This window comes from Streptococcus criceti HS-6, from assembly GCF_000187975.2.
Taxonomy (GTDB): domain Bacteria; phylum Bacillota; class Bacilli; order Lactobacillales; family Streptococcaceae; genus Streptococcus; species Streptococcus criceti.
The window spans coordinates 1533613-1560396 of sequence record NZ_AEUV02000002.1 but is presented as its reverse complement, the minus strand read 5'-3'; the positions used below and the strand labels follow the sequence as shown (position 1 = coordinate 1560396).

Sequence of the window (26784 nt, the reverse complement as noted above, 5' to 3'; positions counted from 1 at the left end):
CAAAGAGAAATAGGAAACCGGACGAAAAGTCACACCGCTTAAAGCAAGATGAGTTTTTCACAGGAGTCTAGGCGGGTTCAATCCCAGAAGAACAGTATATCGTTTAGCGAGCAATTGTTCTTGTTAGTGATACAAGTATATATTATCTTAAATAAAACGTCAAGGAAGAAAAAGGTCATTTTTTCTCCGGTGAAATCATCTGTCCGAATGGAGAGGGATCCAATCCCTAAACTGGTTAATCCAGCTACCACTGCTTCGATATTTTCTAAACGAACTGACGCTTGACATTCGTTTAAAATCCGTCTATCTCTTATTACCTATCACTAAATATATCGCTCTTCTCAATGCCTATCTGATTTTCCTTTAAACTTATCCCTTACTGTTACAAGTGGATTTTGACGCAGATAAGCCAACACTTCTCTTTTTTATCCCCCCTCATAAAGTGCAGATTGAGCATAAATAGGAATTGGCTAACTCCTTATTTTTCTTGGGTAAAGTATAGATATTTTTTGTAGTTGCTTGGCCTTCTCGGAAAATCATTACTGAGTCTTGAAAATTTTTCCTCTTTAAAAAGTCTTACCTATATGCTTATTCCACAAGCAAGTTTCTGCCACTTTTCATTAGCATATGTGCTGGCGAAATTTTTAAAGCAACATGATTAATGTCTGAACCTTCGAAGAAGTGTTCGGATTACTATTACGAATAGATAAGCCCTTGTATAAAACGCTTGCTAGGTTTTACATTAAAGTTGGGTTGGGCGTTCTACCAAATTCCTTTTCCATCTTTATCATTTCATTTTTAGCGTCATCGCATTGATCGCAACAATAACTGTAGATAATGACATGAGGATAGCACCGGCAGCTGGATTTAAAATAAATCCGACTGGGGTTAATATTCCAGCAGCTAGTGGAATAGCTAGAATATTATAGCCAGCTCCCCAAATCAAGTTTTGTACCATTTTGCTTCTTGTATTTTTGGCTAGGTCCAAGAAGTACAAGATATCTTTTAGCCTACTATTTATCAAAACAAGATCTGCAGATTCAATAGCGATATCAGTACCTGCCCCTATTGCAATACCAAGAGTAGCACTGGCTAAGCTTGGCGCATCATTGATCCCATCGCCTACCATTGCCACTTGATCCCCCTGAGCTACTAACTCGGCTACCTTTTTTTCTTTATCACTTGGTAACATCTCTGCGAAATAGGTTGTGATTCCTAAGTAGTCAGCAACAGCCTTGGCTGAATCTTTATTATCTCCAGTCATCATGATTGGGGTAATCCCACGATTTTTTAGTGACTTAATAAATTCGGCTGAATCAGATTTAACAGTATCACCCAGAGCAATCATACCTACCAATATACCATCGACAGTAAGAAAGGTCAATGTATTCCCCTGTTCTTGGTAAGGTTTGATAACTTTTGGGTCAATGTTAAATCCAAGGTGCATGATGGCTTTGTAGCTTAAAATTTGGACTTCTTGATTATCAATCAAACCTCGAATTCCTTTACCAGAGATATTCTCTGTCTCCTGCGCATCTCTCACGGGAATGTTGCGTTCAGAAATATAGTTAACAATACTGGTTGAGATAGGATGCTTTGACGTTTTTTCCAGTGCCCCGTAAAAAGCTAAAACTTCTTTAATAGTGTAATGGAAGAAAGATTCAACACCTGTAACATCAAATTTCCCTTCTGTTAAAGTGCCAGTTTTATCCAAAACCATTTTATTTAAATGACTGGAAACTTCGAGAGCCGAGCGACGTTTTAATAATAGTCCGTTTTGAGCAGCCATTGACGTTGAACGAGAAACGACAAGTGGAATAGCTAAGCCAAGAGCGTGCGGGCAGGCAATAACCAGTACTGTTACTGTAAATTTAAGTGCTGTTGGCAAATCAGCTATCAGTAACCAAATAATAAAAGTCACAATACCAACACTAGTAGCTACATAGAATAGCCATTTAGCCACCTTATCTGAAAGAACTTCCAAATGAGACTTTTCGTCCTGCGCTTTTCGCACCAGCTCCATGACTTGAGCTAGGAAGCTGCTTTCTCCAGTACCAGTTACTCTAACTTGGATAGTTCCATTGCCATTAATGGAACCTCCGATGATACTATCTCCTACATCTTTAACAATTCCTCTAGATTCACCGGTAACGGCTGATTCATCCGCAATGGTTGAGCCAGATTCGATGATTCCATCAGCAGGCATTTTATCACCAGCACGGACCAAGAGAACATCTCCCTCTTTTACGTTTTCGAGAGCTACATTTTCCTCCTTACATCGGGTAAAAGTTTGGCTAATTGCTCTAATGAAGAGCTAGCATTAGATATGGCTTTCATCTCAATCCAGTGGCCTAATAGCATAATAACTACTAGGGTCACCAGTTCCCAGAAAAAATCCATGACATGATCGCCACCGATAAAGTTATTGGCAATGAAGGCATAGACACTATAGAAATAGGCAACAGATATCCCCATAGCAACCAAGGTCATTATACCAGGACTCTTCGTCTTGATTTCGTCTTTAGCACCAGTAATAAAAGGCACGCCACCGTAGAAAAATACAGCAGTAGAGAGAACTAATACGATCCAGTTAGACCCAGAAAAAGTAAATTGAAAAGGTAGATTTAACCCCATAACCGGTGATAAAAATAGCACAGGGAGAAATAGGATAAGGCTTATCCAAAACTTTTCCTTGAACATTTCAGCATGGCCACTGTGAGCCATTCCACCCCCATGACTGTGGTGAGAGTGTGAAGAATAATCCTGATTCGTATGATGGTGATTATGATGATTGTGTTGATGATTCATAACATGCTCCTTTTAGTTTTTTAAGAAATTATGGCAATAACATTGACCCCTAGGACACGAACACTGGACCACTTTGGGTACTGCTTTTTTCTTTTCTTCAAGCAAAATCATTAAGGTTTCGATATCAAGTGATAGATAAATCTAAGCTATCAATCTGATACTTTATTAAAGCAGCATTCTTAGTGTGGCAGACATTTGAAACAAGACAATCCTGCTCATACTCGTTCTGCTTTGCTTCGCCGATATTAGCAAAGTAACGGCAGTTTCTCCCCCTCTTCCTTGTTATGTAGATAACCTTTGCTGACCAGTCGACTAAGCAAGGTGCAAATAGAATTGGGCTTCCATGATCTAGGACTTAGATTTTTGATAATGTCAGCACTAGTCAATCTTTCGTAAGCCCAAATGGCCCTCATGATTTGCCACTCACTCCCAGTTATATCAGTCATCGATGCTCCCCCACCTCTAAACTACAATTGTAGTTTGGTTTACACTTGTAGTTTAGGGCTGATGTGGCTGGATGTCAAGAATTTTAATCGGTTTTATAAAAGACTAAAGTATAAGACAGCTAAGAAATTTCTTTTAAGGTACTCTTGCTTAAAAGAAAAACTAAAAAATTGGTAATGCCCCCTCACAGTGGACAGTGAAAGAATTCACTATGAGAGAGTATACCAATTAACAATACTGTTTCGATACTACAGTGCTTCTGCTTGTCTAGCCAGATACTTATAAAGAGCGGCATAACGTGTCGTGTAATTAGCGTACCACGGTTTATCACGTCCAGCGAAATGAAGAAAAACAGTGTTGGCCATGACCCAGTCGATATCCCAAATGCCATTGCTGCGTGCTTGGTACAAACGACTGTATCTTGCATCAAAATTATAAATCTCGTCAGAAACAGCAAGGACACGATCGGCATAGAGACCATTCAAAACATCTTGATCGGGTAGAATCAGTTTGAGGCGGTTCTTAGCAATATAATCCAAGATATCTTGACGTTCAACCGTCCGCCGAATCTGGTCCAGATTCATCAAAAGGACTCCCGTATTGAAATAAGAAGAGTCCATCTCGTAGTTTTGCAGGCGCAACTTGTTGACCAGCTCCATAATAGAGCCATCAGCATTGTGGCTGGCAGCCGCATAAAGCTTGTCACCTAAGTCCTGCTGGTAAAAGTCCATAAAACCGTTGAGACAGAGGATATCAGCATCTAAGTAGAGGATTCTGTCCAAGTCTTGAGGCAGAAATTCGTGAGCCAAAAGGCGGTAGTAAATGGTATCAGGATAACGATCAGTCGTTGGTGCATCCTTAAATAAATCCTCACCGATTGTGATCGGATGATAGGTACAATCTAGCTTTTGGCAGAATTGCTCCAATTCATCACTCTTTTTCAGAACTGTCTTTTGCAGGAGATAAATATGAATAGACGACCCAGACATTTGCTGCCTAACCGAATACAGTGTAACCTTGAGCTGATCAACATAGCCATCGTCAACAACAAACATAAGATTAAGGGATTCCATGATAGCACAGTCACTTTCTAATGATTCTAGTTATTATAAATAATAGCAAAAGCTTATAAAAAAACCAAGCCTAGAACAATTTCTTCAGGCTTGGTTCTTGCTAAGGCAGTCACATCCTTAGTCTTATGGTTTTAATTTCTCAAATTTGGCCTTAACATTTGATTTAAATTGTTCAACTTTGGCCTTGCGTTCAGCCTTGCGCTCGGCTTTCATTTGTGCCCGCGCTTGATTATAGAGATCAGCTTCCACTTTAATAGCCGCTTCTACTTCAGCTGTAACAGTGTCAACATCCCAGCGCAAAACTTCTGTGTCATATTTTGTGAAATAGCCATTGATGACAGCTTCATTATCTTCTTGAACAAGGGCTACAATCGCAGTTTCACCAGCAACCAACTTTCTTGATACGACATCAATCAAACCAGTTTCAGTTGTATCGACTGTATCTCCAGCAGCAAGTCCATAAAGACCACCTGCTGCAGCTCCGTAAAGAACACCTACGGGACCGCCGATAAGACCGATAACACCGCCAAGCAGACCACCTGCTAAGCTAGCATTTGCTGTTGAATCTTCAAAATCAAAACGCTCCTGCTCCAGAATGTGACCATTTTCGTTTTTAACTAATACGATTTGCGCCACTTTTGTAGCGGTTGTTTGTTTGAAAGCCTTGAGCTCTGCAAAAGCTTGATAAGCTTGGCTTTCTGTCCTAAAAATTGATACAACTAGATTTTCCATAAAATGCACCTCTTTCATTTTCACATAAGGTAAACTGTAACTACTTACCTTTAGGATTTAGTATTGACTGGTAAGACAATACTAGTGAATATCAACTATCAACAAGTTTCTAATTTACTCATTGATTAAGGTCATTTTAACGTGTTATCTTTTGATGAGCAATAAAAATAAGGCGACAGATTTCTATTTGTGTCGCAAATGTGTGTTAAAATCATCGTGGATATGCTGGTAAATACAGGACATATCAGCTGAAAAAGAATCAATATCAAGACTAGAATTAGTAAAAAATAAATCGACCAAGCCAATAAAACCAGTAGTATAAAAATGAATAAGAATTTGATGTGAAAGAACATCCTCTTCCTCAAAGCTCTGCTTGATATAGGCTTGAACGAAATCAAGCTTAATATCCCGAATGATAGAATGGTATTTCGTTTCTTGGATATTCAAAGCAATTTCTTTCAAGTCATAGCATGACTTAAAAAATGATTTGAAACTGGACACCGAACCCTTATCATCAATAATATGATTGAGACTGTCTGATAACTCTTTTTTTAGACCGTATTCCAACAAGGCAAGGATATCGCTGAAATAGCGATAAAAAGTCGCGCGATGAATCTTAGCCTCTGTGCAAAGATTCTTTACGGTAACCCTATCTAGGTCAGTATCTTGCAAGAGTTTCTTAAGCATTAACCATAATTTATCGGGTAAAAAGTTGACCTGCTCAGACATTCCAGTTCTCCTTTTTTTCTATCTTTAACCTTTATCATTCCATTTTCAGGGTCATCGCATTAATCGCCACAATAACCGTGGATAATGACATGAGAATAGCATCAACAGCTGGATTTAAGTTAAATCCGATTGGGGCTAATATTCCAGCAGCTAGCGAAATAGCTAGAATATTATAGCCAGCTCCCCAAATCAAGTTTTGTACTACTTTTCTCTTTTTACTTATACATGAAAGACAAGTTAAGAATTGAGAATTCCGCTTCAATTCACTTATAAGTTTAGGGTACTGTGATAACACTCAAATAGTTATTTGGGAACCACCGAATACTGCCAAGCCTATAACTGCTTAGCAAAATCATCTTGGGTATAAAATTATGTTTAATTCATTTTTAGCCCAAGGATACTCCCTTACACTTGAAAACTTTCACCATCTTCAGGAATTTCAATACGATTTCTAAATCCTTTTTCACTGGCGTACTGATCCAAATCGTCGCGTGTCTGGGTATAGTGATTAACAGCACCATAATGGACTGCAATGATACGGGCCAACGGAGCCTTTAGAGCAACCTGCTCAATATCTGAAACAGTCATGGTTAGCGCATCGCCTTCAATCATACGAGCTGCACTCCCATTGACAATAATAACCTCTGGCTTGTAACTGGCAATGGTCTTGGCTAGGCCATCATACCAAACGGTATCTCCCGCTAGATATAATGTTTTCTCATCAGTGTGTTTGAAAATAACCCCCATGACCTGATCAATAGCTAGTTGTAACCCTAATTTTACACCCAACTCGCGTAAAACTTGATCCTGAGTTCCATGGTGACCTGGTGTTTTAAACATCGATAGATTCCCAAATGCTGCTGGCTCATTTTCTGAAAGGACCCGGACATCTTGAAATCCTTGACTTTGAATCAACTTTTGATCATCAGATGATTGGACGAAAATAGGAAGAGATTTATCGAGAGCTTGAGCAGCAAAGCGATCCCAATGATCTGGATGGGTGTGGGTAACGATAACTGCGTCTATACCAGCCATGATCTCCTCTACCGGCACAGGAAGATCTACTAGAGGGGTGATGTCAGTATTCCCTGTGAAGGCAGGTGCTGACAGCAGACCGTGTTTTGGGGCAAACATCGGATCAATTAAGAGGCGCTTATCGGCATAGTCTAGCAGAGCTGTGGCATTACGAATATGTTGAAATTTCATGATTTTCTCCTTTTATGTAAGAGATCAAGCCCTTAAACGACTCGAAGGAAACTTCATCATTTTCACAGAGCCGTAGGCAGTCCAGTTAGTGTTCTGCATTTAATTCTTTGGCAAGATGGATATAGTTATGGGCTTGGGGCTTTCTCAGATAATGGGCATCAAAATACTGCTCGCCCAGCCGGAAACGATCCAAACCGTCGGCATCTTTAAAAGTTTGAAACAAGAGTTTGCCATGCTCATCATTTGAAAAATGCTTTAACCCTTCATCATCCGCTAAATCATGATAGTAGATAATCCAGTAAATCAGCCTATCTGCTTCGGCTCCTCGCTCTTGACAGTGAGAGCGATAGGCCTCAGCCCCTCTTTGCCCGTGACCAGTATCAAAGCCATCATCATAGCGCTGACTGTCATGGAAAACGGCCGCTAAGGCTAGACGTTCTTTGTCTTGTAATTCTAAGCCCTGATCATCTGCCAGCAAGAGAGCGTAGAGCAAGACACGCTGACAATGTTGACGCCCATGAATCTGACTTTCACGATAAAAGTTGACATTTTTGTATAAGAAATCAGACCACTTGACCAATAGATCTTCAAGCCCTGCTTTTCTGTCTTCTAAATAAGAGTTTAACTCAAGCATACAGAACCATCCTAACACTTTTATAGAACTGCAAATCCTAGCAGACCTACTGCTTCATCGTTTATCTCATCATTGACTTTATTGATAAGATTCATTCAAAAACGGTAGTTGCAGTGATAAAACAAAACCTGTTATTTCTTATATAACAAGTGTTTGTGGTACAATAGTACCATGCCAAAAATTGATTGTCAAAGAGAAAGGATTTAAGATGAGAAAATCCACTAAGTTAGCAGATGCTATGCACATCCTAGCCTATATTCATATCATGCAGGGAGAAAAAATTACTAGTCAGTCCATTGCAACCAGCCTCATGACCCATCCTGCCTTTGTCAGACAGATTATGTCTAAACTTAAAAAAGCTGGGATTATTAGCTCTACTCAGGGAGCCGCCAAGCCTGAGATTGCCAAACCGCTAGATCAAATAAGCCTCTATGATATCTATCAAATTGTCGAGCCTAATAATCGCTTGATTCCGCTGGATGCCCAGACTAACATGACTTGTGAGATAGCTCCATCTATCCATAGTCATCTGCAAGACTACTACAACCAGATTCAAAAACAAGCTGAAGAAGAGATGAAGACCATTACTCTAGATCAGTTGATCCAACAAGTCAAGCAAGATAAGAAAACTATCTGAGACCCTACTTATAAAGTTAGGGCTTCTTTTTATGACTTATTGTGTGCAATCTTCCTTAATGGTAAAGCTTTTCAAGTCTTAAGCGAAAAAGTTGTTATCTCATAACTAACATTAGTTGACATTTAGAGTTGGTTTCGTTAGACTTGTTTTAGTTGTTATTTGTACAATAACAAATTACTTTATTATATTACTAGTTTAAAAGATGCAACCTTTACGATCTAAAGCAATGAGAGGTAGGATATGTCAACGATTACGACACTATTAGAGAAAATCCAACAAGCTGATGCTATTCTAGTCGGAACCGGCTCAGGGATGTCTGCTGCTACTGGTCTTAATTTTTGGTATGAGGACAGCGACCTCTACAACGCTACCATGCGTTACTATGCCGATAAATACGGCTTTAATGGGATGTTTGAAGGATTTTACACCCATTATCATACTGAGGAAGAACAATGGGGTTATTATCTAGGAGCCTTGGACATGATTCTCAACTTAAAGGCACCTAAGCCAACCTATGCTTATCTCAAACATCTCTTGGGGGATAAACCTTTCCATATTGTTACAACCAATCAGGATACCGTCGCCTTTCGCTATTTTCCTGAAGCAGTCATCAGCGAGATCCAAGGATCTTGGCACTATTTTCAGAGTCAGCATACGTACAGCGATGAGACCCTCTACAGCACAAAAATCCTTTTACAGGAACTTTTGCCCAAGCTAGAAGCCCACAAACTCCCTAGCCAATACATTCCAAAAAGTAAGGTGGATGGTAGTCCTTTGATTCCTTGGGCGCGTGGTCCTGAGTTTTTAGAAGGGGACCGCTATTTTAAAGAGCATCAAAAGATTAGTTGCTTTCTGGGTAAGCACCGCGGTCAGAAAATCTTATTTATCGAGCTGGGTGTTGGGCGTATGACCCCAATGTTTATCCAAGAACCCTTCTGGGAGATGACCAACTATATGCCAGACAGCTTTTATGTCAATATCAATCCCAAGGATGCCTTGACCCACCCACAGATTGCTGAACGCTCCCTCCTTATTCACGATGATATCAATACTATTTTAGAGGAAGCCGTAAGCCAAATGGAGGACAGCAAATGACCCAGACAGCCCTAGAACTAGCAAAAAAGTGGATAAAAGACAGTGATGCCCTGCTCATCACAGCCAGCAATGGTTTTGCCATTAGCGAAGGACTCAACCTCTTTACCGATAACCCAAATATGCGAAAAGCCCTAAAAGGTACTTTCGACCGTTATCATTTTCAAAACCTGTTGTCAGCTTTTGCCTACCCCTACGACAGTCCTTTAGAGCGCTGGTCTGTCTTGGCACCCGTTATCAACTACTTCTCCTATGGTTATCAGGATTCTGCCGTGATGAAGCAGTTAAAAGCACTGATTGCCGATAAAGATTACTACATCTGGACCTCGAATACTGATCATCATTTCGTTCAGGCTGGTTTGAAAAACGTTTTTGAAATCGAAGGAAATTGGCTAGAAGGGATTTGTTCTAACGGACATAGCCAAGACTTGAGTATAAAAATTCACGAATTAGCCAAAAAAACAAGAGCAGGCAGCCTCCAAGATCGGGATCTCCCCGTTTGTCAGGTTTGCGGTGAGTCACTAGAATTGAATCTACCAGGAGACCATTTTCAAATCAACCAGAAAAAATTAACCGAGATACAAGATTTTATCTCTAACTACCAAGGGAAAAGCCTTCTGGTGATTGAACTTGGTATTGGCGCCAGCAATCAGCTGATCAAGGCTCCCAGTATGGAACTCGTAGCCAGTCATCCCAACCACCGCTATATTACTATTAATAAGGGGGAAGTTTATATTGCACCATCGGTCACCGATCAAGCTATTGGTATCGATGGACTCCTAATCACTGCCCTAGAGGAACTCTTGACTGGTAAGGAAGCTGGCAGCCAATTTAGGGCTCCTAAAATTGATAAAAAGCAACAAACTCAGGAAACACAGCTCTTTAAGCAAGTTTATCCATCTATGACACAGACTCAGGGGAGTCGCTACGGCGGTGTCCCAAGATATGTCACACTTGATGCAGAACATGTGTCGCATTTTCACTCTGTCCAATATGGCCAGTCTCTCCTCTATGCTATCGGGGATACAGCTACTGTCCACTGTATCTCTCCTGGTGGAGAGTACAAACATATCCGCATTGGTTTGGATAAATCAAAGGGAGATGTCCACGGTGCCTACATTGAGGCAGGTAGCTTGATGGCTATTGAACATGATCCAGATGGTTTAGCTGGTTTCTCACAGATTTCGATCAACAGTCCATTTGCATCCAAAGGGATTATCCAAATCCCCAATAAAAGTGATCTGATAATTGCCTTTCCTGAGTATCAAGAGCTGATTGATAGGCTAGCGCTTGATGGGAATTGGTCGTAATACAAAGCATTAAACTGCACTCATAAATCAGGTATAAAAAAACACTTCTGCTACAATCTAGTAAACTAGAATCAGAAGTGTTTTTTAGTTTCCGTCTTTGCTATGTTCAATCCTGCAAGGATTTCTTCTGATGGCCGTTGGCATCGAAGTTATCAGGCGAAAGCCACCGCTCAAAGCTCATTTTCTGAGCAGGCCATTCCTTGTCGAGAATCGAAAACCAGCTAGTATCACGGCTGCGTCCCTTATAAACAGTGTGCTGACGAAATGTCCCCTCAAAGGTGAAACCCAAACGAAGGGCAGCTTGATGCGAACGCTGATTAAGGGCATCGCACTTCCATTCATAGCGGCGATACTGCAACTCTTCAAAGACATAGGACATAGCCAGATACTGGGCTTCTGTCGCTGCAATAGAATGCTGTAAAGTCGGAGAATAAATGACCCATCCCATTTCAATGGTTCGGCTGGCAGGATTGATACGCATCAGAGAAAAGAGGCCGACGACTCTATCTCTTGCTTTATCCCGAATAGCAAAGAAATAGGCATCTGTTTTGTGCGATAAACTCACTAACCAATCAGACACTTCCTGACGCGTTTCAAAGGGACCGACAGGTAGATAGGTCCAATCTTGCACTTGTCTATTGGTAACAGCAAAGTCGTAAATATCCTCCAAATGTTTCTCAACATCCAGATGCTCCAAGACAACTGTCCTTCCAGTAAGCACCGCAACATCTGGAAAGGCACCGGGAGTGAAGTCAGGAAGAGGTTCTCCAATTTTTTGCTGAAATTCATTATAGGGCATAGCAGTCCTCCTTATACTAAGATACAAAGAAGCGATTCGCTTAGCGAAAATCTCTGACCGAAAAATAGGCGACAGACGCCGTGTCCTTGGACACAAGGAAGTCGGTCTTTTTTCCGAAGAGATTAGCTTCATGTTCAGTTAATTAAGATACAAAGCCGTTAAGTACTCCAAAGAAAAATAGGGAACCTGACGATGAATCACTAAAGATTCAAGGAAGGTGAGTCTTTTTCGCAGAAGTGTAGGCATGTTCAATTAACAAGATACTAAGGGCGTCCGTGGACACAGCTAAAAATAGAAGATTCGACGCAGAGTCCAAAAGACTCTAGGAGAAGCTATCTTTTTAGCCAAGTCCACAGCCCGTGTTCAATTAACAAGATACAAAGAAGCGATTCGCTTAGCGAAAATCTCTGACCGAAAAATAGGCGACAGACGCCGTGTCCTTGGACACAAAAAAGTCGGTCTTTTTTCCGAAGAGATTATCTTTGTGTTCAATTAATAAGATACGGCAGAGGCTTGTTATCTAAGCGCTTCGCACTTGATACCAAACGAGTCTGGAACAAAAGTCCTTCCTCCTTTCATTATTTAAGATATAGCAGTTTGACGCAGTGGTTGATTGGAGGTCCTTATCCCTTGCTAGGCAAGTGATAGCGGCCATCCTAATCAACTGTGCGGAGGTGGGACAACAAAATCAAAATCGTGATTTTGCCACGATTTACTGATTTTTGTCCCACTCTCTACCTCTCCCACTAACTTCGTTTGGTTAGTAAAATCGACTAACCAAACGTCATGTCGCTAAGCCGTTAAGCGACTCAAAGAAAATAGGAAATCGGCAGAAAATCCTTAATTTTCTACGATTTATCTTTTTTACACAGCCTTTAGAGCGTATTCGATTTGCTCATCATTATAGCACCCGACAATAGAAAAAACAAGTGAGCCTGCTAAAAACGCTGCACTTGTCTTTTATTAAGCAAACCAAACTTTTAAGGCAGGCAATACAGATGAGATTGGGGAGGAAATGACTTTTAAGTTCTTAGTCGGTGAGGTACCTTTTAGCCGTTATCAAATGGTATTTTAGCCCTTTCCTACGACCACCGCTATAATAAGTTCTACAAAGGAAAAGCAACCTGAACGAGAACCGCTTCTTTCTATTCCCCAAAATTTGTCGAATGACTGGCTTTCCAGTCTTTAATAGAGTTCAGACGCCGCTTAATCCTACTTTCGTGCCCCTCATCTGTCGGCTTATAATAAATGTGATCATTGATGCTTTCAGGCCTAGTCGGCATGGTTGTCAATTTTTCATCGTAAAAATGTGCTAACTGGTAGCCCTTCCCATAGCCGAGCTCCTTCATGAGCTTGGTTGTTCCGTTTCGTAGATGAAGCGGAACTGGTTGGTCAATTGTCTGTTTGATGTCCTTTTGAACCGCTTGCCTTGCCTTATAGACTGCATTGGACTTTGGCGCGAGAGACAGATAAATGACACATTGGGTAAGATGCACGTCACATTCTGGAAGGCCAATATAACGACAAGCCTGAAAGGTATTGATAGCAAGATTAAGAGCTCCATTATCCGCTAAACCAATATCTTCGCTGGCGAATCGTATTAAGCGTCTGGCAATATAGATTGGATCTTCCCCTCCTTCGATCATCCGGCCCAGCCAGTAAATGGCCGAGTCGGCATCACTGTTACGCATGGATTTGTGGAGGGCAGAAATAATATTGTAGTGCTCTTCGCCATCCTTGTCATAATAAGCGGTCTTATTGCCCAGCAGGGTATCTAAAATCTCGTCAGAGACGGTCACTTTGTTCCCTTCTAAATCACTATTGAGGACAACCATCTCCAAGGTATTGAGCGCTGATCTGGCATCTCCATTGGCATAAATAGCCATCCGCCTGAGCGCTTCCTGAGAAACAGACACACTGATATTAGGAAAAGCCAAGGGAGAGGCCAACACTTTCTCAAGAAGCCCTAAGAGATCTTCTTGCCCTAGCTGATTGAGCACAAAAACCCGACAGCGAGACAAAAGCGCTGCATTAACCTCAAAAGAAGGATTTTCCGTTGTTGCTCCAATCAGGATAATACTTCCTCTTTCAACATAGGGCAGAAAAGCATCCTGCTGAGCCTTATTAAAACGATGAATCTCATCAATAAAAACGATGGTGCGCTCACCGAGCTGACGCAGTTCCTGCGCTTCAGCCATAATCTGCCGAATTTCTTTAATGCCATTCATGACTGCACTAAAGGTGATAAAACGTGATTTGGTACTCTTAGCAATGATTTCTGCCAAGGTTGTCTTACCAACACCAGGCGGCCCCCAGAAGATCATCGACGCAATCTGATCGCTATCGATCATCTGGCGTAAAAATTTACCTTCTCCTACCAAGTGTGTCTGGCCGATAAAATCATCTAAGGTCTTTGGGCGCACACGACTGGCTAAGGGGGCAGTCGCCTCCATATCTTGATCAAATAGAGAGGTTTGTGTCATTTTGGGCCTCCTCTAATAAAACAACATGTTTTCCAAGATTGCGGCTATCTTCCATTTGACGATGAACATCTGGTAATTCCTCAAATATATGAACCTTGGCTGGTTTAGCAGGAACTTGGTAAGTCTCAATAAAGTCAAAGAGCTCCTTGACTTCCGATTCTTCGACGACACCAGAATAGGCTGTCGAGAGATACTTGTGATGCTGGAGTTCCATGATTGGATCAAAGTCTTCCAAGAACCACTTGCCTCCTAGCTGACCCGCACTGCAGACAATTCCATAAGCCTTTAAGTGAGTTAGACTATCCTTAATGGTAGCTGGCCCAATTAATTCCAAAATCTTATCATACTGGTCAGTCGTGTGCAGCTGGCCGTCTGCTTCTTGGACAGCACTTGTGAAGCCAAGGTCCATTAGACTAGACGATTTTTTTAGATTCCTTGTCGTTCCCGCAATATTAAGCTGAGGAAATTTGGCTCTGGCGAGTTGCATGAAAGCAATACCTAGCCCACTCGTCGCTCCTCTGACTAGGACCTTATCACCATCTTTTAGCTGAAGATTCTTATAAGCTAAAAAAGCCGTATAATACGTCTCGGGGATCGTTGCCAAGGTTGCCCAATCAAGATGCGTCTCAATCGGATAGATCTGATGATTGGGAACTAGGACATACTCAGCATAGCTGCCATCAAAGTCACGTCCCATTTCTCCCATTAGAGAGACAACTGTCTGCCCAATGGGAAGCCGCTGATTATCTGTCGTTTCTTCAATAACACCGACAACTTCAATTCCCAGAATCCTAGGAAAATGGACACTGGGTGATAAACCTTGTCTGGTAAAGATTTCCGAGCGATTGACACCAAATCCCTTGACCTTAATCAGGGACCAGCCCTGTTTTAGTTCTGGCCTTGGGATTTCTTTTAATTCTAAAACTTCAGGTCCTCCAGGCCTACTCACAACAAATGCTTTCATAATAAGAGGAACCTCCTTTCACTTATCAATGACTGAATCGTCTAGTATAGACAACACGATCCCCCTGAGTATTGGTGGAATCCCTTTCTTGGCAGCTTCCTGACTCAGGGGCCTTCCCAAAACCACAGCAGGTATAGAGAGACCAGAATTTTCATAAAAGATCCTCTGCTATCATGCTGAGGCTTTCAATCTTTACAGGGCTCCCACGATTTTGTGCGGTTTATAGAGAGCATCCAGATAATCCATATCTTCCTGACTCAATTCAAAGCCAAAGGCACCCATGAAATCATCCAAGTACTTCTCCTTAGTCACACCGACAATCGGACTATGAATGCCTTTTTGCCAAAGCCAAGCTAGGGCTACTTGTGAGCGGGATTTGTCGTATTTATCAGCAATCTCAGCCACACGCTCAACAATCTTGATATCTTCTTTTTCTGTCGAATCGTATTTAGCCTTGGCGGTTTCATCGGTCTTGCTTCTAGCCGTATCTGCTGTCCAATCGCGAACCACTCGGCCTGCAGCTAGTGGACTGTACGGTGCTAAACCGACACCTGAATCCTGACAGAAAGGAATCATTTCACGTTCATCCTCACGATAGAGAAGATTATAGTGATTTTGCATCACGGAAAATTTAGTCCAACCATTCTTTTCAGCCGTATATTGCGCCTTTTGAAACTGCCAAGCATACATAGCAGAGGCTCCTAGATAGTGAATCTTACCTGCTCGAACCAGATCATTGAGGGCGGACATGGTTTCTTCGATTGGGGTATCATAGTCCCAACGGTGAATGTAAAGGATATCGATATAGTCAGTTCCCAAACGCTCCAGGCTGGCTTCTACCTGATGGAAAATCGCCTTGCGAGACAGTTTAGTTGTGTTCGGCGCATCGCTGCGACCATCCCCAAAGAAAACCTTAGTCGCAATCACAACCTCATCGCGCTTAGTAAAATCTTTGATAGCACGGCCTAGAATCTCTTCACTGGTTCCATGACCGTAAATATTAGCCGTATCAAAGAAATTAATGCCCTGATCTAGAGCTTTCTTAATGATAACACGGCTTTTATCCTCGTCTAAGACCCAGCCAGAGTGGAAGCCTGCTTTAGGATCCCCAAAACTCATGCAGCCTAAGCAGAGCTTTGAAACCTCAAGACCAGTATCGCCTAATTTGATGTATTCCATATAGATGCCTCTTTTCTAGAAAGATTATTCATTTGACACTGTTATTATACTACTTCAAATTCTAGTATTAAAATACCAATTGATGATCTGGGTATACATTTCAGAATCCTTAATCCAAAAGTTCCAAACCGATACGATAAGGCAAGAAAATCGCTACCATAAGTTAAAAACTACTGCTTCTTTGAATGAAGTCAGTAGTGCTTTCGTTATTCTTATTTCACAGCCTTAAAAATTACCGTCATCTTGGTTCCCTTGCCTTCATGGCTGTCAACTAAAATCTGGGCTTCATGAATTTGGACGGCGTGTTTGACGATGGAGAGACCTAGGCCTGTACCACCGACCTTCTTGGAGCGGCTTTTATCGATGCGGTAGAAGCGTTCAAAGATGCGAGACTTGTCCTGTTCTGACATACCAATACCGTTGTCTTCCACTTCTAGGATAACTTGATTGGCCTTGAGAGCGATACGGACGTCCACCTTACCGCCATCATGATTATAGGTAATAGCATTGTCACAGAGATTGTAAATAATAGATTCCAACAAGGCCGGATTCGCCTTAATCCTAGCTGACTGGCCGATGAGATTGAGAGAAATCCCATGCTTATCAGCCTTAGGCAGGAGAGTCTTGATAACATCTTCTGCTACTTCGTGAACATCAACTAAGGACATTTCCATTTGCTCCCGCTCATCTAAGTGGGAGAGATTGATGATGTCTTCAACCAGCTGAATCATTCGTTTAGATTCTTGATAGATTTTCTGAGCAAATTTTGGCACATCCTCTCCCGTGACCAGCCGATTCGCCATCATTTCAGAATAGCCCGAAATGACATGGAGTGGTGTTTTGAGCTCATGAGAGACATTAGCTGTAAATTCACGACGCATCCGCTCGATCTGCACCTGATCGGTAATATCAAAGAGCAAGAGGACTACGCCAGTCACCGCATCGTACTCACCAACCGGCCTAGCCAAGACACGAAAGACGGCCTGGTCCATCTCCAGATAGCCTTCCCCCTTATGGCCATTTAACCCTTTGTCAACTAAATCATTAAGCTGATAATCCCTGCTAACATCTATAATATCACGACCAATACTAGTCTCATCCGTTTCAAACAGATGCTGAGCTGCTCCATTGATACTGATAATCTGACGGTTGCTGTTGAGGAGGATCATCCCCTCTTTAATCCGCGAGGTAATGGTGTCAAACTCCTGCTGACGCTGAGCTAAAAGATTTTCACGCTGACTGATTTCTTGCTGATGATGGTCAATGCGGCGCAAGAGTGGTGATAACTCTTCATAAGCATCATTCTCAAGGGGTGCCTCAAGATTGAGCTGATTGATAGGTGCTACCAGACGATTGGCTGTCCTGCGGGCTAAAAAGACTGACAAGAATACGGCTACCAATACGACTAAAAAGATCGGTTGACTCATTCGTACCAAGAGTAAGAGGATTGTATGCTGGGTCACAGATAGACGAACCACTGTCCCATTCTCTAACCGCTTAGCTGTATAGAGAGAGCGCTGCGTTAGGGTTGATGAGTATCTGGAACTTTCTCCAGTCCCGTGCGCTAGAGCATCTTTGATTTCCTGACGGTTGGCATGATTTCCCATTTTTGCTGTATCCGTCTCGCTATCATAAAGAACTTGGCCTGACCGATCGATCCAAGTCACCCGAATCAAGGAAGTATCCAAGTGCTCAAAGTACTCCGGTCCAGATAAATCGATTCCTTGAGCTACTAAACGAGTCTCTGTACGCAATTGGTCAAACTGATTTTCAGTGAAATAGCGATAGAGCACACCTGAAATCATTAGTAAAGTCGCTAACAACACCCCTAGAGTGGCCAATAAAGTTGCGCTGAAAATCCTACGTGTCATCTTCTACCTCCATCCGATACCCGATACCTCGGACTGTCTGGATAGAGGAACCACTCTCACCCAACTTGGTACGCAGCGTTCCAATATGAACATCAACTGTCCGTGTCTCAAGAACCGCTTGCTCTCCCCAGACTGCATCTAATAGCTCCTGACGGGAAAAGACACGTTTTGGATAACGCATCATAATCTCTAGGAGGTCGAATTCCTTTCGAGTCAAGGTCAGACGCTGATCACCTACTGTTACCAAATGCTGCTCACTGTCAAGACTAATTATCCCTAGCTGGAGACTACTGTCCTTTGGTCGACTACGACGCAGCACCGCCTTGATGCGAGAAATCATTTCCATCATGCCAAAGGGTTTGACCAAGTAATCATCCGCTCCTAAATCCAGACCCTTAACTTTATCAAACTCCGTCCCTTTGGCTGTTGCCATGATAACTGGAATATCCTTGGTTGACGATTTTTCTTTTAGCTTCTTGAGAATACTAAGCCCATCCTCATCAGGCATCATGATATCTAGTAGAATGAGCTGGGGCTGCTGCAGTTTAAGAGCTGCCCAAAATGGAGCACTGCTCTCAAACCCCTTAGCATCAAATCCCGCTGTCTGCAAAGTATAAATAACCAGTTCACGAATGTCATCATCATCTTCCACGCAATAAATCATGCACTATCTCCATCTAACTGTCCTGTAATTGAGTAGAGCACCCACTTGGCAATATTCACCGTATGATCTCCGATACGCTCAACATACTTAGCCACCATTAAGAGATCTACAGCATACTCCCCATCGGCATTCGGCTGAGAAAAGTAGGTGATGAGTCTTTTCTTTATTGTATCAAATTGTTGGTTGACTTTCTCATCGTCTTGAATAACTTTTTGAGCTTTCGCCATATCCTCTTCGACAAAGGCATCGATACTAGTTGTCACCATCGTACTCACTCGCTTAGTCATATCTTCAAGGAGTTCGACTTCAGGTCCTGAAACAATGTGCTTTTGCGACATGATGGATGCCATCTCACCAGACTGAGCACCAATACGCTTCATATCGTAAACCATCTTAAGAGCAGCCGAGATACGGCGCAAGTCCTTAGCCACCGGTTGCTGCCGCAACAAGAGTTTCAGACACTGAGACTCAATATCTCGCTCTAAATGATCGATACGCCTAGCTGTCTCAGACACTTGCTCAGCTAAGTGAAACTCATCGTCTTTCAGGATGTCTAATGACAGGGTAATAGCTTCTTCACAGAGGGACCCCATGATACTAAGATCCTTATCTAAGTCATTCAACTGATGATCAAATTTACTACGCATTAACCAAACCTCCCTGTAATATAGTCTTCGGTGCGTTTATCTTTAGGGACTGAAAAAAGTTGACTGGTTTTGTCATATTCAACCAACTCACCAGATAAGAAGAAAGCTGTCTTATCTGACACCCGCACTGCCTGCTGCATATTATGAGTGACCATGACGATGGTGTAGCTCTTCTTCAACTCCAGAACCAATTCTTCAATTTTAGCAGTCGATACAGGGTCCAAAGCACTAGTCGGCTCATCCATGAGCAGAATTTCTGGTTTGATGGCAAGGGCTCTTGCAATACATAGACGTTGCTGTTGTCCACCAGAAAGGCCCAGAGCTGACTTATTAAGCCAGTCCTTGACTTCGTCCCAGATAGCTGCTTGGCGCAAAGAGCGTTCTACGATTTCATCTAACTTAGCTTTGTTATGAATCCTATGCGAACGAGGACCAAAAGCGATATTATCGTAGATGCTCTTTGGAAATGGATTCGGCTTTTGAAAGACCATACCGATCTTTTTGCGCAGAATATTCGTATCTACATCCTTATAGATATCTTGCCCATCCAAGGTTACCAAACCTTGAATCCGACAATTTCTGACTAAGTCATTCATACGGTTGAGGCTTTTGAGAAGAGTGGATTTTCCACAACCAGATGGTCCGATAAAAGCGGTAATCTCCTTCTCAGCGATAGCCAGATTAATCTCCTTAAGCGCATGATGCTCACCGTAGTAGAGGTTTAATTGGTTGATTTCTAATTTATTCCCCATTGATCTTTCTTTCTAGTTGCTTAGCAACAAATTCAGACAGCAGATTAATCACAATAACTAAAACCAGCAAAATCACAGCTGTAGCATAGGTTTGGTTGATATAAAGACCTTCCCCTGAGATAGCATACATGTGGACTGCTAAGGTACGGCTAGAACTAAAGAGGCTCTTGGCCACTTCTGCGACCGTACCGGCTGTGAAAATCAGAGCAGCTGATTCCCCGACAATACGACCAATAGCTAGGATAACGCCTGAAAAGATACCTGCCATTGCGCTAGGCAGAACAATCTGGAAAACGGTCCGAAGTTTTCCGACGCCAAGGGCAAAACTTCCCTCGCGATAGCCATCAGGTACAGATAAGAGCGCTTCTTCGGTCGTCCGCATCACTACGGGAAGAACCATGATGGCAAGTGTAACCGCTCCAGATAAGAGCGAGAGTCCCATGTGGGCATACTTAACAAAAAAGAGGGCACCGAACAAACCGTAAATAATAGATGGAATTCCCGCCAAAGTTTCCGTCGCAATTCGTATAACCGCTACAAAAGGATTGTCTCGTCTAGCATATTCTGCCAAGTAAATCGAAGCGCCAACAGCCACTGGTACGGCAAAAATGAGAGCCAAAAAAGTCATAAAGACTGTATTAATCATAGCCGGCATGAGACTGACATTTTTCGTTGTATAGGTCATGGAAAAGAGCTCGGGTGTGATATTAGGAATTCCTTTAATCAAAACATATCCTACAATGGTCAAAATAGAGAGTATCGTTAAAACGATTCCAAGATGGACCAAAACTGCTAGGATAAGAGAAATCGGATCGTCCTTATAACACAACCACTTCTCCTTCATCTTTTTTAATACTACTGGCTTCATACTCACTCCTCTTTACGCATCAGCGAGAAGCTGACATTGATCAACAATACAAACACGAACAATACCACAGCTGTCCCAATGAGAGCTTCACGATGAAGTCCAGTCGAATAGCCCATTTCCATGACGATATTAGTCGTCAATGTTCTGACCCCAGACGTGACAGAGGTCGGGATAACAGCCTGATTTCCCGCTACCATAATCACTGCCATAGTCTCACCAATAGCCCGTCCCAAACCTAAAATAATCGCAGCAAGGATACTGCGCTTAGCTGCCGGGACTACGATAAAGAAGATACTGCGCTCATGAGAAGCCCCAAGCGCTAAGCCCCCTTCATAATAGGACTCAGGTACCGCCCCTATCGCTGTCTCTGACACAGTGATAATGGTTGGTAATATCATCAATCCCAGCAAGACTGATGCTGTTAGCACGCCTGTTCCCATACTCAAGGTTTGTTCTCTGACGAAGGGAACCAAGACTACTAGGCCAAAGAAACCATAGACAACCGATGGAATCCCCGCCATGAGATTAACGGCCATCTTGAGTGGCTTATAGATCTTATCTGGACAAAACTTAGCCATATAAATAGCACTCAAGATCCCAATAGGGACTCCAAGGAGTAAGGCTCCAGCAGTCACATAGATAGAGCCGATAATCATAGGAAAAATACCATAGCTATTATTTGCTGGCTGCCAAACCTTGCCAAAGATAAAGTTTCCAAACCCAATTTTAGTGATAGCTGGAATTCCATTGGCAAAGAGGAAGATACAAATGAGTAAGACTGATAATACAGAAATGCAGGCAGTCAGAAAGAAGACCGCTTGCATCGCTTTTTCTTTTGTTTGGGCCATTTAAGACTCCTTATTTATCAAGTGCACCCCAAGTGTTTGTCTTACCTGTGTAGATAGCTTTAACTTGGTCACTTGTAATATTGTTAAGTTTGTTATTTTTATTGACGATAATAGCGATACCGTCAAGGGCAATAGCTTGTGATTTGACCCCCTTGTCAGTTTCAGACTTATCCAGTTCACGTGAGGCCATACCGATATCACAAGTTTCATCAATGGCACTGGTTACCCCTGTTGTTGAGTCGCTTTGCTGAATCTCGATGGTCACATCCGGATTTTTCTTGACATAGGCTTCCTTGAGTTTTTCCATAACTGGAGTGACCGAGCTTGAGCCAGCAATGACGATCTTACCACTCTGGGCCTGAGACTTGTAAGCACCTGTATTGGAATCCGAGATGTAGCCATTATCTTCGACAATCTTTTGCCCTTCTTCACTCAGAATATAATTGATAAAGTCCTTGGATTGGCTGCTGATATTATCTTTAGTGACGATATTAAATGGACGAGAAATCTTATAACTGCCATCTTTAACAGCCTTAGCACTAGCCTTGGTCCCATCGACTTTGAGAACCTTGACCTTGTTATTGACAGAACCAAGTGAAGCATAACCGATAGCGTTCTTATCATCGGCTACAGTGGTCAACATAACTGCTGTAGAGTTAGTAACCGTGGCTTGTTGGGTTGTATGGTCAACCTTTTTACCATCGCTGCTTTTTTCTTCAATACCGAAAAGTTCAATGAAGGCACCGCGTGTTCCTGAACCATCTTCACGGGTAATGATATTAATGGGTTGATTGCTAGAACCTGATTTAGAACCGCCACAAGCTGTCAGTATACTAAGACCAGTCAATCCAGCTAAGGCAATGAGTGAGAGACGAGTGATTTTTTTCATCTGTAAGATTCTCCTTATTTCTTATTTTGACAAGTCTTATTCTAAGTCCCAATTATCAAATCTATTCCCATAGTTTTGTAAAGTTTTTGTAAAATCAGCTGGAGTATAATTTTTCAATGATTTTACAGGAATTTGATAAGAACATTGAAATTGATTGATAGAATGTAGTCATCACAATTGAAACGAGGTTTGATATGTTTACCCTTAATCGTCACGACAAACGTTTGTTTGCCATAACTTATGTTAGTGCTATCTTTCTACTTATACTAGCTAGTCTTTTTGATCAGCAGATTTCCCAGAACTTTAGTAGCCAAGATTCCATCTTTGGAACACTTTTTCAAAACTTTGGGATGTTTCCTGAACCTTTAGTCCTCTTCTTATCAGCTAATATTTTAAGTTTTGCAGGCTACCAGCGAAGCCGATCCACAGGACTTAAACTCATCCTGACGCTGGCAGGATTACTCCTATCATTCTGGGCCATTTCCCACATGGTTGATGATTGGCTTTACTATGGCTACTCTACCATGACCAACATTGATAAAGGACTCCCAATCGCTACTGCTAACAATGATACTGGCAGTGCCATTAGCTACCCTATAAGTTTGAAATATAGTGTTAGTCTAGTCATTTGGGCATTAGGAACTTTCATTCAATTCAAATGGCTATCCAAAAAAGAGCCAAAAGCTCTTCAGTATTTAATTTCAGTCGCCATTATGGGAATTGCCTTTCATTTCCTATCTGAAAGTATCATCGATACCATGAAAGAAACGTGGGGACGCTTTCGCCCCTACGAAGTTTTCGGACAAGTTGACGGGGCTCACTTTACCAACTGGTGGCAAATCAATGGGGAAAACGGTCATCGTTCCTTCCCATCAGGGCATACCTTAGCAGGTATGAGCGCTATGTTTTTCCCATTCTTAGTAGACCGTGATAATATCAAGGGACAAAAAATCGCTACCTACACCTGCCTGACTTACGGCTTTCTCATGGCGATCTTACGTGTGCGTGTACAAGCACACTTCCTATCAGACGTCACTGTCAGCGCCATGATAACGTTCTTTGTCTGCTTTGCACTAGCTAAATTAGCGGGCTTCAGCTTTATCGAGGAGGATTAATGCTAAAAAAAGTTGGAGGTCCAAAAATCTCCAACTTTTTACATCTATAAATACACAAAATAACACCACCTCAAGCGAGATGGTGTTATTCTAGGTTTTAAACTGCACGGATACCAGACCAACGAGACAAATACAGCTGCGACAACTGCCCTAATGCATCGTGACTGGCAGAAAAACAGTCAGGCTCAGGATAAGGACGAACACTTTGACAACCACATCATGGATCATTCTCTTGTTGTATATAACAGCAAATTGTTGAGCCCGTTCAATGCTGAGGCCGGGAAAAAGTATTCCAGCCTTCTACTTTTGCAGTAATAACAGTTTACGCAGTGGTTGGGAGTAAGACTTGTTGGCTAAGCCAAGAAGTCTTACTCCTGCACAGTTCATTGGGTGCTTTAGTACCAATGAAACACTGCTGATTGAAGGTTCTGATCTGAGACGCTGTCCCACTCTCATGCATCAAGATCTTAGAAAAAATGGCTAATAACATAATAATGCATAAAAGACCTAAGCCGCGCTGCTGTTGACATTCGTGGTAACATTACTAGTCGCACACAAGAAAAGGAAAAGAAATCTAGCAAAATCAGAGCCTGCCAAAACTGTTTATTAAGACTCACCTGTCTGTTATTTTTAACTCAGGTATTTGGAATATTTTTCAAGTTAAATCGCACAGCTATAATTGCTATGAGACAAGTCACTATAGCAGCAATTACCATTAAGATAGAGCTGTTTGCTAGGAAAATATAACTTAAGACAAAGCCAACCGACCAAGTCGCTAAACAACGGATGACGAGCTTCCTAGTAAACCAATGCGTTGGTTTATTAAAGCTGTTAAACCGACTAATCCCCAATAATAACAAGAGGAATCCAAGATAAAATAACGTCATCGCATATCCATTATACGCTTCAGCATCTCCTAGAAAACCAAGGGCCACTGTTACAAAACTGAGGCCAAAGAAAATTGGATAATGCCAGTAGATCAGGCTGTTGCTTTTTTTCACTGGCTTATTGACATCAATCATGTGATCAATCTCAACGATATAGATCATAAAGAGATTGGCTACCACTGAAAAAATCAAAACGGAGTAGATAGATAAGGTCTCTGGGGTAAAATACTTAGCGATGCCAATAATCATCTCTCCAAATGTGATAATGACCAGCAAAGATAGGCGCTCTACTAGATGAGGAAAGTTAACCGGACGAATCTCTGGGCTGACCGCACTTCTGCTGGTCAAAAGGCCCGGCAAAATCCAGCTAATCAAGATACTGGCAGCCGCCACCCACAGACCAATAGACATAGGTAGGAGCACAGCCAGCAAGAGACCTGCCGTTCTTAGCCCTAAAATGTAAAAGAATTGTTTCATAAAGAGCCGATCGGCTTTCTCCTCAGCTCTTATGTACTCGACAAGGTACTGTAACAAAAGCACAAAAGAAATCCCAGCATAGGGTCCATAAAAATACTGGAAGTTTCGCTGAGTAAATTCTCCTGTCGATGAGGCTAGAGAGGTCATTAAAAGACACATCTGCACAAACATAAAAAGAATATTGGTCAACGAATTCTTCCCAAAACGATTAGTAAATACTGTCTGCACCATCCACGTATTAATCATGATGATCATCCCAATAGCAAACGAAGTAAAGTTCACCCAAGGAATCACCCCATGATGCACATGATGAATCATGGATGTCCCTTGACTCATCCCATAAACAAAGACCAAATCATAAAAGAGCTCAGTCAGCTCAACTTTTTTATGCTTAATAAGTGATGTCATAAATCCTCCAAATCATCCTATTCTACTGCAAAAAGAAAGGAGGCAGTTTCTCCTTTCTTTCTCATCTTTACTAACTAACCTGTCATATTGTGAAACGTGCTGACATGGGACCAACAACAAAGAAGGCTGCCAATACGACAGAATACATCATAGCTGGCGGGTAAATCGTCAGACTAACAGCTAAACCGATAATCTTGACAGCAATATCGTAAACCATGGCTCGATTGTGTCCGATGGCAAATAGTTTTGCTTTCGGACTGCTACTGATATGAGCCAAGCTATTATACATCCAAACGTTGGCAAAGCTGACTAAAAGCACAATCAGACCGTAAAACCCTTGGGCAACACTGCTCTCAAAATTAGTCGCAACGATACTGGTGGCATAAGGAAAGAAGGAAGCAAAAAAGAGAAGAAAAAGCGACTGCCAGACCTGCTTGTTGGTTATCTTCTCCACATCATGCCAAGACTGGTGCAGGTTGACCCACATAGCTCCCAGCCAGAAGAAAGAGACCGTATAGGCAAAAAAGTTCATCCGCAAATCCCAGAAGGCAGACCAGCTGAGAGCACTTGGCTTCTCCAATTCCAAAACCAAAATCGTCATGATAATAGCAAGAATAGCATCTGTAAAGGCGACTAACCGTTCCTTAGGCATCCTAATCCCTCTGTTCTAGTTCTAGTGTTATTAGTTAGATTGTATCACAAATCATTACCTGTCTCAACGAATATCGTCAATGGATAGAATGAGTTGATGTCACGCATAACTCATTCTACTGCTATCGTTTTTAAGATAAATAAGGACTGGAACCCATATGTTTCCAATCCTATCTTACTATTTATTAGTTAGTTAAGTTTTACAGTACCTAGTCCTTTAAAGACAAGCTGAGGGTCACTTTCCCTTGCCCCAATATCTGCTGTAACTCCTTGCCTGAGTAGCCGGAGATATGACCGAGTTTCGTATAAGACCAGCTGTTAGAACCATAGAAAATCACCAGCTTATCCCCCTGATAGAGCATGACATCACTAGCTTTCGCCGTTTGCTGGGTATCGCTCGTCGGCAGAGAAAAAGGTAAGTCTCCCACTTTTTCAAAACCGCCGTAATCTGACAGAGAGATTTTGATATCACCCTGCGATAATTTATCTACTAAGGTGCGGGTAGCTTGATTATCCTCTAATTCCAGAGAAATTGTCTGATTTTTGAGTTTCAGAGTAATGTGATTTGTCATCTTATCCCTTTTCTCTTCTTTTGCCATACGAGATTGATATCTTCT

Annotated in this window: 24 protein-coding genes and 3 pseudogenes; 4 read left to right on the top strand and 23 right to left on the bottom strand. The window is 42.0% G+C overall.

What is annotated here, in order from left to right; all coding sequences use genetic code 11:
* Positions 1-77 precede the first annotated feature (77 nt).
* The 9 genes and pseudogenes from STRCR_RS12335 to STRCR_RS07275 form a co-directional block, all read right to left on the bottom strand.
* A pseudogene (locus STRCR_RS12335) lies at positions 78-272 on the bottom strand (hypothetical protein); the annotation flags it as partial.
* Positions 273-787: 515 nt separating this feature from the next.
* Positions 788-2808 (bottom strand): annotated as a pseudogene (locus tag STRCR_RS07305) (heavy metal translocating P-type ATPase).
* A 245-nt stretch (positions 2809-3053) separates the two neighbouring features.
* On the bottom strand, positions 3054-3254 hold the full coding sequence (locus tag STRCR_RS12565) for a BlaI/MecI/CopY family transcriptional regulator (RefSeq protein ID WP_050897012.1): 201 nt from the start codon (positions 3252-3254) through the stop codon (positions 3054-3056).
* Between the two features lie 246 nt (positions 3255-3500).
* The gene (locus tag STRCR_RS07295; protein ID WP_004228942.1) at positions 3501-4325 is read right to left on the bottom strand and encodes a glycosyltransferase family 8 protein; all 825 of its coding nucleotides are present in this window, start codon (positions 4323-4325) and stop codon (positions 3501-3503) included.
* Positions 4326-4448: 123 nt separating this feature from the next.
* On the bottom strand, positions 4449-5057 hold the full coding sequence (locus STRCR_RS07290; RefSeq protein ID WP_004229975.1) for a DUF1269 domain-containing protein: 609 nt from the start codon (positions 5055-5057) through the stop codon (positions 4449-4451).
* 183 nt (positions 5058-5240) lie between these two features.
* A complete protein-coding gene (locus STRCR_RS11375) occupies positions 5241-5786 on the bottom strand; it encodes a TetR/AcrR family transcriptional regulator (RefSeq protein WP_004228660.1) in 546 nt (181 codons plus the stop codon).
* Positions 5787-5820: 34 nt separating this feature from the next.
* A pseudogene (locus STRCR_RS11760) lies at positions 5821-6000 on the bottom strand (copper-translocating P-type ATPase); the annotation flags it as partial.
* A gap of 191 nt (positions 6001-6191) precedes the next feature.
* Complete coding sequence (locus tag STRCR_RS07280) at positions 6192-6992, bottom strand: MBL fold metallo-hydrolase (protein WP_004226625.1); 801 nt, start codon at positions 6990-6992, stop codon at positions 6192-6194.
* An 85-nt stretch (positions 6993-7077) separates the two neighbouring features.
* Positions 7078-7626: a hypothetical protein gene (locus STRCR_RS07275; protein WP_004229480.1), complete on the bottom strand. Its 549-nt coding sequence runs from the start codon at positions 7624-7626 to the stop codon at positions 7078-7080.
* A gap of 208 nt (positions 7627-7834) precedes the next feature.
* Here STRCR_RS07275 and STRCR_RS07270 point away from each other — a divergent pair, with 208 nt between their 5' ends.
* From STRCR_RS07270 to STRCR_RS07260, 3 genes are all read left to right on the top strand, one after another.
* The gene (locus tag STRCR_RS07270; RefSeq protein ID WP_004228060.1) at positions 7835-8263 is read left to right on the top strand and encodes an RrF2 family transcriptional regulator; all 429 of its coding nucleotides are present in this window, start codon (positions 7835-7837) and stop codon (positions 8261-8263) included.
* A gap of 240 nt (positions 8264-8503) precedes the next feature.
* Entirely contained in the window at positions 8504-9358 is an 855-nt protein-coding gene (locus tag STRCR_RS07265) for an SIR2 family NAD-dependent protein deacylase (protein WP_004229500.1), read from the top strand.
* Positions 9355-10665 carry a cupin domain-containing protein gene (locus STRCR_RS07260; protein WP_004225796.1) on the top strand — a complete coding sequence of 437 codons (1311 nt, stop codon included), beginning with the start codon at positions 9355-9357 and terminating at the stop codon, positions 10663-10665. The genes STRCR_RS07265 and STRCR_RS07260 overlap by 4 nt, the downstream gene beginning before the upstream one ends.
* Before the next feature lie 106 nt (positions 10666-10771).
* Here the strand turns inward: STRCR_RS07260 and STRCR_RS07255 are convergent, their stop codons facing one another.
* The 11 genes from STRCR_RS07255 to STRCR_RS07205 all read right to left on the bottom strand — a co-directional run bounded on the left by STRCR_RS07255 (position 10772) and on the right by STRCR_RS07205 (position 22629).
* Complete coding sequence (locus STRCR_RS07255; protein WP_004227108.1) at positions 10772-11464, bottom strand: GNAT family N-acetyltransferase; 693 nt, start codon at positions 11462-11464, stop codon at positions 10772-10774.
* Positions 11465-12609: 1145 nt separating this feature from the next.
* Complete coding sequence (locus STRCR_RS07250; protein WP_004228711.1) at positions 12610-13947, bottom strand: replication-associated recombination protein A; 1338 nt, start codon at positions 13945-13947, stop codon at positions 12610-12612.
* Positions 13925-14911 carry an alcohol dehydrogenase catalytic domain-containing protein gene (locus STRCR_RS07245; protein ID WP_004230055.1) on the bottom strand — a complete coding sequence of 329 codons (987 nt, stop codon included), beginning with the start codon at positions 14909-14911 and terminating at the stop codon, positions 13925-13927. Before STRCR_RS07245 ends, STRCR_RS07250 begins: the two co-directional genes overlap by 23 nt.
* Before the next feature lie 192 nt (positions 14912-15103).
* Positions 15104-16090: an aldo/keto reductase gene (locus STRCR_RS07240; protein WP_004229205.1), complete on the bottom strand. Its 987-nt coding sequence runs from the start codon at positions 16088-16090 to the stop codon at positions 15104-15106.
* Between the two features lie 212 nt (positions 16091-16302).
* Complete coding sequence (locus tag STRCR_RS07235) at positions 16303-17961, bottom strand: sensor histidine kinase (RefSeq protein ID WP_004225416.1); 1659 nt, start codon at positions 17959-17961, stop codon at positions 16303-16305.
* On the bottom strand, positions 17951-18625 hold the full coding sequence (locus STRCR_RS07230) for a winged helix-turn-helix domain-containing protein (protein ID WP_004229647.1): 675 nt from the start codon (positions 18623-18625) through the stop codon (positions 17951-17953). Before STRCR_RS07230 ends, STRCR_RS07235 begins: the two co-directional genes overlap by 11 nt.
* Positions 18622-19272, bottom strand: a complete 651-nt coding sequence (gene phoU, locus STRCR_RS07225) for a phosphate signaling complex protein PhoU (RefSeq protein ID WP_004226231.1) — start codon at positions 19270-19272, stop codon at positions 18622-18624. The genes STRCR_RS07230 and phoU overlap by 4 nt, the downstream gene beginning before the upstream one ends.
* Positions 19272-20024 (bottom strand): phosphate ABC transporter ATP-binding protein PstB, encoded by a 753-nt coding sequence (gene pstB, locus STRCR_RS07220; protein ID WP_004229259.1) that lies wholly within the window; start codon positions 20022-20024, stop codon positions 19272-19274. The genes phoU and pstB overlap by 1 nt, the downstream gene beginning before the upstream one ends.
* The gene (gene pstA, locus STRCR_RS07215; RefSeq protein WP_004228077.1) at positions 20014-20892 is read right to left on the bottom strand and encodes a phosphate ABC transporter permease PstA; all 879 of its coding nucleotides are present in this window, start codon (positions 20890-20892) and stop codon (positions 20014-20016) included. Before pstA ends, pstB begins: the two co-directional genes overlap by 11 nt.
* A 2-nt stretch (positions 20893-20894) precedes the next feature.
* Positions 20895-21740: a phosphate ABC transporter permease subunit PstC gene (pstC, locus tag STRCR_RS07210; protein WP_004229353.1), complete on the bottom strand. Its 846-nt coding sequence runs from the start codon at positions 21738-21740 to the stop codon at positions 20895-20897.
* A gap of 10 nt (positions 21741-21750) precedes the next feature.
* Positions 21751-22629 carry a substrate-binding domain-containing protein gene (locus tag STRCR_RS07205; protein ID WP_004228158.1) on the bottom strand — a complete coding sequence of 293 codons (879 nt, stop codon included), beginning with the start codon at positions 22627-22629 and terminating at the stop codon, positions 21751-21753.
* 194 nt (positions 22630-22823) lie between these two features.
* On the opposite strand from STRCR_RS07205, the gene STRCR_RS07200 reads away from it, so the two are divergent.
* The gene (locus STRCR_RS07200; RefSeq protein WP_004226412.1) at positions 22824-23744 is read left to right on the top strand and encodes a phosphatase PAP2 family protein; all 921 of its coding nucleotides are present in this window, start codon (positions 22824-22826) and stop codon (positions 23742-23744) included.
* 635 nt (positions 23745-24379) lie between these two features.
* On the opposite strand, the gene STRCR_RS07195 is transcribed toward STRCR_RS07200, so the two are convergent.
* The 3 genes from STRCR_RS07195 to STRCR_RS07185 all read right to left on the bottom strand — a co-directional run bounded on the left by STRCR_RS07195 (position 24380) and on the right by STRCR_RS07185 (position 26739).
* Positions 24380-25516 carry a low temperature requirement protein A gene (locus STRCR_RS07195; RefSeq protein WP_004225924.1) on the bottom strand — a complete coding sequence of 379 codons (1137 nt, stop codon included), beginning with the start codon at positions 25514-25516 and terminating at the stop codon, positions 24380-24382.
* Between the two features lie 82 nt (positions 25517-25598).
* A complete protein-coding gene (locus STRCR_RS07190) occupies positions 25599-26168 on the bottom strand; it encodes a TMEM175 family protein (RefSeq protein ID WP_004230135.1) in 570 nt (189 codons plus the stop codon).
* A 208-nt stretch (positions 26169-26376) separates the two neighbouring features.
* Positions 26377-26739, bottom strand: a complete 363-nt coding sequence (locus STRCR_RS07185; protein WP_040804963.1) for a cyclophilin-like fold protein — start codon at positions 26737-26739, stop codon at positions 26377-26379.
* Positions 26740-26784 lie beyond the last annotated feature (45 nt).